The sequence below is a fragment of the Paenibacillus sp. GXUN7292 genome, from assembly GCF_050864975.1.
Classification (GTDB): Bacteria; Bacillota; Bacilli; order Paenibacillales; family Paenibacillaceae; genus Pristimantibacillus.
Genome location: NZ_JBOZWO010000072.1, coordinates 1 through 12,909 on the forward strand (window position 1 = coordinate 1; position 12,909 = coordinate 12,909).

The 12,909-nt window shown below is 43.2% G+C and carries 9 protein-coding genes; 2 read left to right on the forward strand and 7 right to left on the reverse strand.

The genetic code is table 11. The features are described from left to right. Both ACRRU2_RS27805 and ACRRU2_RS27810 read right to left on the reverse strand, forming a co-directional pair. The coding region (locus ACRRU2_RS27805) for a putative Ig domain-containing protein (RefSeq protein ID WP_432506641.1) at positions 1–594 on the reverse strand (594 nt) is incomplete at its 3' end. Positions 595–902: 308 nt separating this feature from the next. Further along, on the reverse strand, positions 903–1,487 hold the full coding sequence (locus tag ACRRU2_RS27810) for a TetR/AcrR family transcriptional regulator (protein ID WP_331700338.1): 585 nt from the start codon (positions 1,485–1,487) through the stop codon (positions 903–905). Between the two features lie 182 nt (positions 1,488–1,669). Here ACRRU2_RS27810 and ACRRU2_RS27815 point away from each other — a divergent pair, with 182 nt between their 5' ends. Then, positions 1,670–3,220 carry an MFS transporter gene (locus ACRRU2_RS27815; RefSeq protein WP_432506643.1) on the forward strand — a complete coding sequence of 517 codons (1,551 nt, stop codon included), beginning with the start codon at positions 1,670–1,672 and terminating at the stop codon, positions 3,218–3,220. Positions 3,221–3,433: 213 nt separating this feature from the next. On the opposite strand, the gene ACRRU2_RS27820 is transcribed toward ACRRU2_RS27815, so the two are convergent. Next, positions 3,434–3,862, reverse strand: a complete 429-nt coding sequence (locus tag ACRRU2_RS27820) for a VOC family protein (RefSeq protein ID WP_432506645.1) — start codon at positions 3,860–3,862, stop codon at positions 3,434–3,436. An 83-nt stretch (positions 3,863–3,945) separates the two neighbouring features. On the opposite strand from ACRRU2_RS27820, the gene ACRRU2_RS27825 reads away from it, so the two are divergent. Further along, positions 3,946–4,884, forward strand: a complete 939-nt coding sequence (locus ACRRU2_RS27825) for a helix-turn-helix transcriptional regulator (RefSeq protein ID WP_432506647.1) — start codon at positions 3,946–3,948, stop codon at positions 4,882–4,884. 227 nt (positions 4,885–5,111) lie between these two features. Here ACRRU2_RS27825 and guaA read toward each other — a convergent pair whose 3' ends face one another. From guaA to ACRRU2_RS27845, 4 genes are all read right to left on the reverse strand, one after another. Continuing rightward, the gene (gene guaA / locus ACRRU2_RS27830) at positions 5,112–6,650 is read right to left on the reverse strand and encodes a glutamine-hydrolyzing GMP synthase (protein ID WP_432506649.1); all 1,539 of its coding nucleotides are present in this window, start codon (positions 6,648–6,650) and stop codon (positions 5,112–5,114) included. Positions 6,651–6,772: 122 nt separating this feature from the next. Then, positions 6,773–9,694 carry a transglutaminase-like domain-containing protein gene (locus tag ACRRU2_RS27835; protein ID WP_432506651.1) on the reverse strand — a complete coding sequence of 974 codons (2,922 nt, stop codon included), beginning with the start codon at positions 9,692–9,694 and terminating at the stop codon, positions 6,773–6,775. Then, positions 9,681–11,033 carry a DUF58 domain-containing protein gene (locus ACRRU2_RS27840; RefSeq protein WP_432506653.1) on the reverse strand — a complete coding sequence of 451 codons (1,353 nt, stop codon included), beginning with the start codon at positions 11,031–11,033 and terminating at the stop codon, positions 9,681–9,683. The genes ACRRU2_RS27835 and ACRRU2_RS27840 overlap by 14 nt, the downstream gene beginning before the upstream one ends. After that, complete coding sequence (locus ACRRU2_RS27845; protein WP_432506655.1) at positions 11,030–12,028, reverse strand: AAA family ATPase; 999 nt, start codon at positions 12,026–12,028, stop codon at positions 11,030–11,032. Before ACRRU2_RS27845 ends, ACRRU2_RS27840 begins: the two co-directional genes overlap by 4 nt. Positions 12,029–12,909: the final 881 nt, after the last annotated feature.

Sequence of the window (12,909 nt, forward strand, 5' to 3'; positions counted from 1 at the left end):
TAAGCTGTACGTCAGCGTATTCGCTGGCAGGTCTGCATCCGTTGCTATTGCCGTAAATGTCAGCAACGTTTCTTCATCCACTGTTTTGTTCCCGATGGCAGCAAGTACTGGAGCTGTGTTGACTTCGTTCACCGTAACCGTGATTTGCTCTTCAGCGTTTAATGCGCCATCATTTACGCGTACCGCAAATGTATAGCTGCCTGGACCTTGTGCTTCTGTTGGCGTCCATGTGAATTCACCGGTTGATGAGTTAATAGACGCTCCAACTGGTGCACCCACAAGGCTGTACGTTAACGTATCTCCATCAAAATCAGTAGCAGAGGCTGTAAACGTCAGCAAATCCCTTTCATTTATCGTTTTGTTACCAATAGCTGCGAGCACTGGTGCAGTGTTCACCGGGGACGCTGCTAAAATTTCACCAGATCGACTATTCATGTATCCATAATCCAAGCTCTGTCCCATATCCAAACTATTTCTTCCATCAATCGGAGCTAGTAGAACGGGTGCAGCAGCGATACGCGGTGGACATACTGGAAGTAAAGAAAAAATTAAAAGAAACGATAAAAAAATATAAATACTAGTTTTATTCTTCATGTACTATCAAAGACCCCCAACTAATTTAATAAAATTCAGCATAAAATGATGACTTCGGAGGGAATATATCTTCCATCGTAAAGTTACTTAAATTGTAGCGCATAATCACCAGTCTCAAATATATATTTACCATAAAAAACAATTAGTTTTAGTAGCCTGAATTACATAAAGAAAAAAAAGTCGGTTGCTCATTTGAATTGTAAAGCAAAAATGGATGATGAGGAAACATAATAGTGACGAAAAATGGACACTTTAACAAAAGGTGTCCTAGTTGCATGCCTATTCATTTTCTACGCAAGTCAATTTATCTACTCTTCAACTAGACTACTATCTAACCCATCAATACCTTTAAGAAATATCATAGAAAAGTGATGAATTTGTCTTTTTAGTTGCTCTTCTCCCTCATGTAAGAAAAGAATAATAATACCTGTCATAGAGGCAACAGCAGTTTGACTAGCTGATTTGACATCTTTAATCTGCCACTCTTTTGCTTCGTTACCTGCTTTAAATATGTTCATAAAGAGTTCCATATAGCGACGATTGACTTCGTTTACTTTTTCTCCTGTACTTTGTAATTCGATGTCTCTTGAATAAAATTCAAGCATAGCCAATTGCAACGGATAATAATAGTCTACGTTGGCGCACAATTCATTTATACGGATAAATTTTTCTCTATTGGTATTACATTTTTTTTCTTCTTCCAGCCAAACTTCAATCCATTTCTCCTCTTCGTTTTTAATAATTTCTATAAATAAGTTTTCTTTTGTCCCAAAGTGATGATAAAGATTGCCTTTACTGCTCCTTGAAAATTTCACAATATCCCCTGTTGTTGTAGCATTGTAACCATTTTTCACAAACAATTCTTTTGCTGTTTCCATTATGCGTTCTTTCATATTTACACTCCTTATTTCAAAGAGATTCCAGGTGCGATTAATTATAGCATAGACATAATATGATTGTTACATTATAAGAATCAGAAAAATCTTGATAAAATAATTCTTATATGATAACCTTTAAATCAAACAGACCGACCGTGCGGTCTATAAGGAAAAACTTATCATAAGGAGAGTAATGCATGAATAAATTTTTAAACCGAAAAGTAGAAGAATTGACTTCAAAACAACGATGGATCGCCTTAATCGTTCTATCTGTAAGTTTATTTGTAATTGTAATGGATATGACGATTCTGATAATGGCTCTGCCAGATTTGATTCAAGATATTAAGCCTTCAGCTGCACAACAATTATGGATTGTGGATATCTATTCGCTCGTGTTAGCAGGGTTCATTATTCCTATGAGTGTACTTGCTGATAAATGGGGACGTAAGAAAGCATTATTAACAGGCTTTTTCTTATTTGGTTTAACCTCTGTACTTATCATCTTTGCTAAAAGCCCGGAACATGTTATTATACTTCGATTCTTCCTTGGCTTTGCAGGCGCTTTGATTATGCCAACCACATTATCTATGATTCGTACAATTTTTAGTAATCCTAAGGAAAGAGCAACTGCTTTAGCGGTTTGGGCAGTCGTATCCGGACTTGGTTCTGCACTTGGACCTATTATTGGCGGCCTTCTGCTAGAATACTTCTCATGGCAGTCGACCTTCCTTATTAATATACCATTTGCTGCTTTTGCAGTAGTTGCAGGCTCATTCCTGCTGCCAGAAGTTAAAGTAAAAAGTGGCCGTTGGGATATAGTTGGTACGGTTTTATCTATTATCGGTATGCTTGGTTTAGTTTGGAGTATCAAAGAATTTTCAAAAGAAGGTATTACTGACACTACTACATGGATTGTAGGTATTGCTGCTGTCATCCTTTTAACTATATTCGTTATTAAAAATATTAGGAGTTCGCAGCCGATGTTAGATGTACGCTTGTTCAAAAATCGTGGATTTTCTTCTGGCATACTTGCTGCATTCATGTCAATGTTCTCCATGGCAGCCGTCATCTTACTCGTTTCTCAATGGCTACAAACAGTAGAAGGTTTGTCTCCATTTAATGCTGGTCTGCATTTACTTCCGATGGCAGGCGGATCTCTACTATTCTCACCTGTTGCACCTAGCCTCGCAGCTCGTTTTGGTCCTAAATTAATATTACCACTTGGTATAGCGACTGCTGGTATTGGATTCCTTATTATTTATTTTGTTGGACATCCATTAGAGTATTCCACTTTACTCATCGCATTAATACTCATTGGTGCCGGTACTGCCGCTCTAGCTCTTGCAACAACTCTTATTATGATTGGAACACCGGTGGAAAAAGCCGGTAACGCATCGGCGATGGAGGAAATAATGTATGATCTTGGAAATGTGTTTGGAATCGCCGTTTTAGGAAGTGTTGCTTCTAATTTATACCGCTCTCATCTAAATATCGAGCAATTTGTTACGGCTGGTCTAGAGCGCCAATTGGCAGATATCTCCAACGAATCAATTGCAGGGGCAATAGAAGTAGCTAATATGCTTGGATTATCCGAACTGTCAGAAGCAGCATTCACAGCCTTTAATGATTCTTTTGCCATTACAGCTTTAATCGGCGGTCTCATTATGATTGGAAGCGCGATAACTATATATATTTTAATTCCAAAATCTTTAGATATTACTAAAGAAGAAACTCAAGAAACTCATTAAATTTAGAAACTAATTTTAAAATATCTGTATGAATCCCATTTTTAAATAAGTGTGCCCTAACTATGCCATTCAAATGTAAAAGCCCTAAAGCCCAGTGTTACCAAGGGTTTTAGGGCATCTATTACTATTCCCGCTCCAAGTTTGCAGGTGACGCAAACCAGACCACATATGAGAATAATGCTTTATGGTATAGGCAACACCAATCAGATTAATTCATGCTCGTCTTTTCGTAAATAAATGGAAGCATACTCCAAATGGATCCTTTACATACCCATAACCTTCTGTATAAAAATCGCCTGTGTATTCTCTTAATATGCTTGAACCTTTTTCAATCATTCTGTCATAGATGGCTTTTGTTTCTTCCGCTGTATTAAAGGTAAGACAAATAGAAACATTAGTCCCTTCTGTAATAGGAAGACCTTCTGTATCATCAGCCAGCATTATTTTAATATTCCCAAATTGTAGTACGGATTGGTCAATTCGATTGTAATCATCTTCAGAAACACCTATCTTTGCTTGTTCTGGTCTGTCTTTCACTCTTTGCAAATAGACTGTTGTTGCATTAAAAATTTCTTCATAAAACAATCTTGCTTCTTCTGCGTCTGTCGTTATTAAAAAATAGGGAGATACTTCAAACTCCATTATAAATCCTCCTTATCATTTTGATATAATACAAGTATAAAATTTAATGGTGACACTTTGCGGCACCTTAAGGAGAGTTTTGTATGAAAAAATCAATGCGATTATATCATATGATTCACTTTGTCAATACAAAGACCGTCTTTAACCTCTCTGATTTGATAGAAAAATTCGGAATTTCAAAGAGAACAGCATTACGAGATATTCAAGAAATGGAAATGCTGGGCGTTCCCATATATAGTGAAGCTGGAAAACACGGCGGATATAGAATCATCCGAGAAAGAAATTTAACAAAAATTGATTTAACGAATGAGGAAAGTAACGCTCTGATATTTGCCTTAACCAGCATTTCGAATATGAATTCTCTACCATTCAGCACCACTTATGAAGATATTTTTCATAAAATATACACCAATTCTACTACTGAACAAAGGAATAGCATTGATTTCTTTAAAAATAAAGTGAAGTACCATCATATCCATGTAAATAACAACGAGTTTGATGTAACTCCTTTTATTCAAGTTATGGCTAAAAAGAAATGGCTGCATATTATTTATGCAGATAGAAAAATGAACGGACTTTATTTCATCATCGGCTTTCTTTTTAAAAATGGTCTTTGGTATATGGTTATTACAAATGAATCAATGAACTATACCCAGATTCTAAATGCAGAAAAAATTAATGAACTTCAAGAAATAACTGAAATGAAAGAAATACCAAAGATAACGATGGATAACTTTCAAAAGTATATGTTTCGTACTGATAATAAAATCAAAATAGACATTCATTGTCAGGAGAGGGGACTCAATATGCTAAAGAATCATCTTTGGGATAGCGTAACGATTTCCCACATAGGCGATAATATGTATCTCTTTGAAACTTATGTGAATGAAAAGGATTTGAATTATATTTCCTCTTTACTAAGTAAAATGGGAAAACATATTAAAGTAGTCTCACCAGAACCTTTAATACAGCGAATAATTAACGAGTTAGAGGAAGTCTTAGCAATGTATCAGAATAGCTAGGGCTTTATCACTGTTTTAGCCATAAAAAAGTATGACAGTTGGGATGTGACACTCAAAAAATAAGCAATAAAAAAGAGATATTGCTTTTACACAATATCTCTCTTTTCTCCGTTCCCTCTGGCGGAATCTTGGCGGAGAACCTATTCATTTTTAATTGTTTTATTCATTTTACGTACCATCGAAATGCAGTCAAATCAACGTTTTCACTTTAAATGCTCCTTAGTGAATTACTCCCATTCAATCGTCGCCGGCGGCTTAGATGTCACATCGTATACGATACGGTTGACGTTATCGACCTCATTAACGATACGTACAGAGATTTTTTCAAGAACGTCCCAAGGAATACGTGCCCAGTCTGCAGTCATACCGTCGATGGACGTTACAGCGCGAATACCTACTGTGTAGGAGTAAGTACGAGCATCCCCCATTACGCCAACGCTCTTCATGTTAGGAAGGGCTGTGAAGTACTGCCAAATTTCACGATCAAGGCCCGCCTTAGCAATTTCTTCACGAAGAATAGCATCGGATTCACGTACGATTTTCAGCTTGTCCTCTGTAACTTCGCCAAGAACGCGAATAGCAAGACCTGGTCCTGGGAACGGCTGGCGCCATACAATTTCACTTGGCAAGCCGCACTCTTCACCGACCTTGCGCACTTCATCCTTGAATAGCGCTTTAAGCGGCTCAACGAGCTCAAATTTAATATCTTCAGGCAAACCGCCCACGTTATGATGCGATTTGATTGTTTGTGCAGTAGCTGTGCCGCTCTCGATAATATCGGTATACAGTGTGCCTTGTGCAAGGAACTGATAATCATCAAGCTTGCTTGATTCTTCATCAAATACATAGATGAACTCGTTGCCGATAATTTTACGTTTTCTCTCTGGGTCTTCTACGCCGGCAAGCTTGCCCAAGAAACGCTCGCGGGCATCGATTTTGATAACCTTCATATCGAACTTGCCAACAAAGGTCTCCATAACGCTCTCGGCTTCACCTTTGCGCAGCAAGCCATGATCGATAAACATACAAGTCAGCTGATCCCCGATCGCTCTATGCAATAGCACAGCTACTACGGAAGAATCTACACCGCCAGACAGCGCGCAAAGCACTTTCTTGTCGCCTACTTGATTGCGAATATCACGGATCGCATCATCAATGAAAGACTCCATCGTCCAGTTGCCTTCGCAGCCGCACACATTGTATAGGAAATTGCGCAGCATTTCATTTCCGTATACGCTATGCTTTACTTCCGGATGGAATTGTACCGCATAGAAACTGCGCTCAGCATTGCTCATTGCAGCAATTGGCGCATGATCTGTACTTGCGTCAACCTGGAATCCGACCGGCGGCTCAATAACTAAGTCTGTGTGACTCATCCAAACTGTCTGAACCTTTTCCAAATCTTTCGCTATCGCACTGTTTTCAACAAAAGTAACTTCGGCTTTGCCGTACTCGCGCTTGCCAGCGCGCTCTACTTTTCCGTTCAATTGCATAGCCATCATCTGCATGCCGTAGCAAATGCCGAAGATAGGAATGTTTAGATCGTAAATAGCCGGATCAACAAGCGGCGATTTTTCCTCATAAGCGCTTGCCGGTCCGCCTGTGAAAATAATACCCTTTGGCTGCAGCTCACGAATGCGATCTATTGAAGTATTGTATGGCAATAATTCGCTGTACACTCCTAAATCACGAATTCGGCGGGCGATCAATTGGTTGTATTGTCCGCCAAAATCAAGAACAACGACGATTTCTGTTTGCTTTGTCATTACCGAGCCTCCCTCAATTAATGTAGTAATTATATATAACGCTGTTCAAGAGAGTCAAGGTGAAGCTTGTAAACTACACCGAATTGTTAATTCCTTTGCGATTTATTGTGCACAATCTTCCATTAATATATTTTTGGCAGTTGATTTCTTTTGCCTAGCCTCACAAATAATTGTCTGCGCAGCACAAGCTTGATCGCATTTCTTAACTCATCTGGCGAAGGAGCACTTAGCCAAGGATTTGCTTTTTGAAAGCTGGCTTCCTCGCTCCAGACAAGCAATTTGTCCAGCTCCATCCGTTGTTCGTCGCATAAGTATGGCATAATCTGCTGCTTTTTTTCCCGCCACGTCATAATTAGTTGAAGCGTCGGCTTGACAATTGTTTGCCCGCTGCTCGATAGTCTGTTATTAAAGCTATTGGATTTTATTTCCTTTGCGTTTGATTGCTTATCACTTGCAGAGCTAACTGTTGCTTTCTTGGAATTTTCTTCATCAGATTTTGCTCGCCTTACAGTTCCTGCTGTAGTATCAGCATCAGAATTGCCAGGATAATTGCTCAGTAGGCTGTGCCATATGCAGTCCATCAAGCTCAAATATAAATCGCGCAGCCTGACGTCGAGCTTTATTCTTTTTGCTCCCGATATTTGTCCATGCTTTTTTCTTTCCGTCCGACTTGGCAAATTGGATTCAAATGCAGCTTTATGAAGCTTATACATCCTTGCATAAGTAAGCAGATGAAGCTTGGCTTTAATACGAAAACGCAGCCTGTAGATTGCGACAAAAACAGCTGCAAATAACAACACTGCTGCACTTACAGCACCAAGCATGATATACTTCACGCTAGCTCCATTATCCGTCATAATTCCCCATTTTTCCATCTGCGATTCTAATTGCTGCTGCAAGCCGAGATAGGTGTCTTTTACTGATTGCGCGAATGCTTTTGCAGTTTGCTCAATCTGGGTATTAGCCTGCTGCAGCCAGCTGCCTTCAAATACAGAGCTGCCTCCATTGCTGCTATTTGCAGAGCTTGTACTCGAGCCGCTGTTTAAACCCGACTGCGATAATGCGTGTTCTGTGCCTGTATAATTCGACAATTCCGCTTGTCCCGAATAACCCGGTGTCGGATCGAACGGAACCCAGCCTGCTCCCGGAAAATACACCTCTACCCAGGCATGGGCATCTGATGAACGGACTTCGTAGACAGCGTTCCGCACCGAACTGCCTGTACCCGTTGCTGCAGTGTACTTCTCATCAGCTGCAAGCTTTTCCCCAGAGGCGAATCCTTTCACCCACCGAGCCGGAATATCTTGCGCACGCAGCATCACAACCATGGCTGTGGAAAAATGAACGCAATATCCGCTTTGCTGCTCAAACAAAAAATGATCAACAAAATCCGATCCTTCTGGCGGGATCGAGCTGTTTTCCTTGGTATAGCTGTAGCTTGTTTTCAAATAAGCTTCAACTGCTTTGACTTGATCGTAGCGGCTTGTTACACCGCCGCCTGCTATTTCTGCCGATAGAGCCAGCACTCTATCCGGAATGCTATCATTCAGCTGCAAATAAGGCGCCAACTGCCTCGGGGTCAGCTCTTCCCTGACGCTGCTGCTTGTTTCCTGTGTCATATCACTTTTATCCTTCAGCTCCTGCTCGAGCCTGCGCAGCTGCTTCTCATCGACAATAGGAAGATAGCTATCGATAGTATATTGTTCAATTTGAACATAATCATCTACAGGATATAATCCGCTAGTGCTTTCGTTCTGTATGTAGGCATGCAGCTTTCTGCGCGGATCGGCTGCAATAAGCTGGGTAAGTTTACTTTGATATCCGGTGCTAAAAAAAGGCATCGCCGCCTGGGGCTTGGCAAAAACGATCGTCTGGCTAATGAGTGCACCTCTGCCGGCTTGGGATGCTTGTGCAGAAGCTTTCTCTTCAACTGCTTTTCCGCCTGGCTTGTTGCCAGAATCGCGTTGCCGGGCTTCAATCGGCTGAAAAAGCTGCGCTAATTCGCGATCGACGCCAAAGCTCCAGCCTTTGCCATCATAATAGCTTTTTGCCTCCCCCCGCCAATAACCTTCGACTGGTGTTGTTCCATAAAACATGATCATGTCGTCATCTTGAAACGGAGCGCCGAGCAAGCTGTCGTCGAAGCTGTAGCCAGACAATGCTTTGCCAGTCTGCACATCAAGTGATACGGTTGAAGCTTTGGCCGCCTTTGGTTTTGCTGAAGATTCCAGCATATGTGTGAATTGCTCGGATAATGCAGCTGTCCACTGCGGCGGCTCATGCTTTTGTGCCATCGGTGCTGAAACGAGCAGTACGCATGAGCAAATAGCTGCTGCCAAGCATATGGCTCTTATATTCCATTTCTTAAACTGATCTCGTATTTGCTGATCATGTGATAAACGGACTTTTGGCGTCTGCTGAGGCAAGCCGGCAGACAAACCTGCTGTAATCTCCGTATCCAGAAGCCTGTCAATACGGGGCAAAGCTGCTATCGATACGAGCAGCATGCCTGCTGCCGCGGCGCGCACCAAGCCATAGAACGTATTATAGCCAAGCGCTACATGAAGCACGATTAAATAAAGCATAGTCAGCCCAACGAGCACTAGTCCGATTTGACGCAGCCAAATAAGCCTTTGCAACGCCGGAATGAGCATAGCGAACCCGATAAGCAGCAATAAGGTTCTTAGCTCGCCTGACATAGCAAGCAGCCCGCTTTCGAACAGGCTGGCAATATGATCGACGAGCAGCCCCGGCATCTGCAGCAGCCAGCTGATCATTGAGGAACGCTCCTCTTTAAACAGCAAGGCCAGTGTCATTAAACAATTGATCCCTTGCAAAAGCAGCTCGAACCATGCGGACAGCCGCAGCAAGCCAATCGCAACGACAACGCCAAGAAATACATAAAGAACAGCAGCAGTTTGCTGTCCTGTACCTGTAAACTTGCTTGTCCATGGATAAATCCATTCCATTAATAAGCCGAACAAAAAAGCACTCGTAAACAAGCGGTATAATAAGCTGCCCTCACTGTCTTTAGGCGAAATCATATTGCTGTGCACCCCCTGTTTGTACTTGCGCATTTGCTCTCTCATGAGAAAAATAGAGCCATTTAAGCGAAATCCCTTCCGCTTCCCATAGCTTCTGCTGCTCGCGCATTTGATAGCTCAACACCGAACTGCCTGCAACAATATGCAGCACCAGCCTTTTGCCTTGCCTTTTCAATTGCCCATTCAGTTCCAGCCAGCGATCGCCTTGTTTCCAATCCGTCGTAAAAACATCAATGACAGGGGCGGAAAATGAAGCCAGTCGGCTTGCATCAAGCGCCGCCGTACTAAACTTAGGAACTGCGGCAGCCAAGCCATGGCGCAATGCGTACAGCTGCTGTTCGTACTTATCAGAGCGGACGTCGGATACTAAATAAGACCCCTGCTCCATATACACAAGCTGATGCTCCCCCGCGCTTGCTGATTGCTCCAATTCAAGCAGCAGCCAGCTGATCGACTGATTAAATAAACGATCGAGCTCATTGCCTTTATTCGTCCGGCTGCAGCCGTTATCCAATATTCGCAGCTTAACAACAGGCTGCTCATAGTCATTAACTTTAGTGTGCAGTCCTTGCCCTCTTGCCAAAGCGCGATAGTCGATATGCATGAACGAATCGCCTTCCCGGTACTGGCGGCTGTGCGGACCTTGGCCAGCCTGCTGCTGCAAAGTGTCAGCTTCCAGCAGCCCATCGCGATGACGCTGCAGCTGAGCAATCCGATTCGGGGCCTCCTCTTGCTTGCGGCACTTTTCCTGCTGGCTGGCAAGCTTGAGGCCCGCCCGCCGCTGCTTTTCAGTATCATCAAGCTGAGCCGGCAGCACAGTAAAAGTATCCTCCAGCGCAATTTGCAGCTTACAAGCTGTAAAACCGAGCCAATCTCCTACGGCAACCGCTAATGGCTCATACTGATAGCAGCCTCTATCGAGCTGCTCCCATGTGTAAGTGATGCTTTGCTCGCCGCGTCTTAATGATGCCAATACGGTTCGAAACTGCACAGCGGAAGGATAAGCGGTACTAGTATTTATAAGGCGTTCTCCTACTGCTGCCCAGACGAGCGGCATACCGAAGCGATGCTTGATCGTTAATACCGCTTCAATTGTTCCTCCGCTCTGCGTTATTTTATGATGAATCGTACGCACTGCTTCAAGCCCCAGTACACCGATAAGCGGAGCTAAACCTGAGATCATTACGATGGCTAGCGTAAGTGACAGCACAAGCCACTCAACCGCGCCGCCGCGCAGCAGTACAGCCGCAAATGAAGTCCATAGTGCAGCTGCAATAAACAGCCATGCGCCGATGCGGGTGCGGATTGCGATAGCATTTTGATTCGCATTTTTCTTCATCGCGCTCTCTCACTTCTCGTATAAAATGGCGAAAGCTTGCTTCTGACAATATGCTCTAAAAAAGAAGACTTGCTAGTTTCATAGCTTGCCTCCGGGGTTAATCTGATCCGATGCGGCAGCGCAAATAATGCTGTTTCCAGCAAATCGTCCGGAATAACATAGGAGCGTCCAGCGATATATGCAGAGGCTTGGGCGGTGCGCAGCCAATCGCGCATCGCTCTTGGGCTGATGCCAAGCAGCACTTTGTCAGACTCTCGCGTAGCTGCAGCAACCTGCAGCATATATTCCAGCAGCGACCGGTCGACATGGGCCGTCCTGGCCTCCGCTTGCATCTCCAGCCATTCCTGAACAGACAGAACAGGTGCTGCCTTGGATAGCGTTTCGCTGCGTTTCCTTTCGGCAAATTGCTCAAGCAAACGAAGCTCGTCCGCTGCGTCCGGGTAGCCGATTGCTATACGGGCAATAAACCGGTCGAGCTGAGCCTCAGGCAGCTGGCTGGTCCCTTCAAATGCAAGTGGGTTTTGGGTAGCTATAATCATAAAAGGCGCCGGCAGCCTGCGTGTTTTCCCATCGATGGTGAAGGCCCGCTCCTCCATCACCTCAAGCAATGCGGATTGAGTGCGCGGCGAGGTGCGGTTAATTTCATCCGCCAGTACAATATTGGCCACAATGGGACCTGGCCGATAGACGAGCTCCCCCGTCTTGCTGTCCAAAACCAAACCGCCGATCACGTCGGCAGGCAGCATATCTGAAGTGAACTGAATCCGTTTGTATTCCCCGCCAACCGCGGCTGCGAAGGAGCTGGCAAGCAGTGTTTTCCCTACCCCTGGAATATCCTCCAGCAGCACATGGCCGCCGGCCATAAGCGATGTAACAAACTGATGAATGACCGCACGCTTTCCTAGCAATACACTTTCCAGTCTCGTATACAAACGCTGCAGTAATATTTGATTTTCCTTATGTCGTGAAGAAATAATTATAGCAATCGCCTCCAATACTATCGATTACTACATAGCTTCTCCGTTTTTTACTATTTTTAGACGTAATAGATTGTTAGAAATGAAAGTGTGCGCCCATCTTTCATTAGAGCTAGCTAAATATTCGAACAGGCTAACATTGCCTTCTAACGAATCCTAGCAGCGCTATTAGGCTGAAATTTGCTATTTTTGTAATCTAACGAAGGTGAAAAGCCTTATTGGGGTGAAAAGAGGCTACAAGTGGCGGTTTGATCACAGATAGCGCAATGTAGGAGGGTGTCGATTAATTGTGAATAGGGCAATAAGCAATCGAAAGGGATGTTACTACGATCAAGTTTGGGATTCCGACCGCTGTTGTAGTCCAATTTTTTTGATGAAACAACCCCTGCATAGGATAAAATTGGCCTACAAAGGCGGACGCTGCCGCTTCTCCATTCCCAATCTTGCTCTTCGTTCCCCTTTCTTTTGCTTGCCTTCGTTGCCCAATATTAATCGACACCCTCCTCAGCTTCGTTAGAGCTAATAAGTGCCAAATTGTCATGAAACAACGGCGTAAGTACAAGTTTGTATCGTCCCCCTCCTTAGTGAAGTCCGGTGCGCAAAAAGGTGCTAGTCTGCAGCAAGAATACATCCAGATTGGCATGCGGATAAGTGTAGGTTGTGCGGCTATACGGGGCTATACAAATAAGTGGCAGTTGTGCGGCTATACGGGGCTATACAAATAAGTGGCAGTTATGCGGATAAGTAATATTTGTGTGTCTAAGTGGAATTCGTGCGTCTAGTTAAGGCTTTTTTAGGTAAATATGCTGCTCTAAAGGGAAAACATGTATCTAGTTTGGAGTGTTTCCAGGTTTTCGATCGAATTTGATCAATCTAACTACATAAAATCCATTTAGATC

Bases quoted from the DNA above. Each gene is read 5' to 3' on its own strand.
- ACRRU2_RS27810 (WP_331700338.1), bottom strand. From the start codon at position 1,487: ATGAAAGAACGCATAATGGAAACAGCAAAAGAATTGTTTGTGAAAAAT.
- ACRRU2_RS27815 (WP_432506643.1), top strand. From the start codon at position 1,670: ATGAATAAATTTTTAAACCGAAAAGTAGAAGAATTGACTTCAAAACAA.
- ACRRU2_RS27820 (WP_432506645.1), bottom strand. From the start codon at position 3,862: ATGGAGTTTGAAGTATCTCCCTATTTTTTAATAACGACAGACGCAGAA.
- ACRRU2_RS27825 (WP_432506647.1), top strand. From the start codon at position 3,946: ATGAAAAAATCAATGCGATTATATCATATGATTCACTTTGTCAATACA.
- guaA (WP_432506649.1), bottom strand. From the start codon at position 6,650: ATGACAAAGCAAACAGAAATCGTCGTTGTTCTTGATTTTGGCGGACAA.
- ACRRU2_RS27835 (WP_432506651.1), bottom strand. From the start codon at position 9,694: ATGATTTCGCCTAAAGACAGTGAGGGCAGCTTATTATACCGCTTGTTT.
- ACRRU2_RS27840 (WP_432506653.1), bottom strand. From the start codon at position 11,033: ATGAAGAAAAATGCGAATCAAAATGCTATCGCAATCCGCACCCGCATC.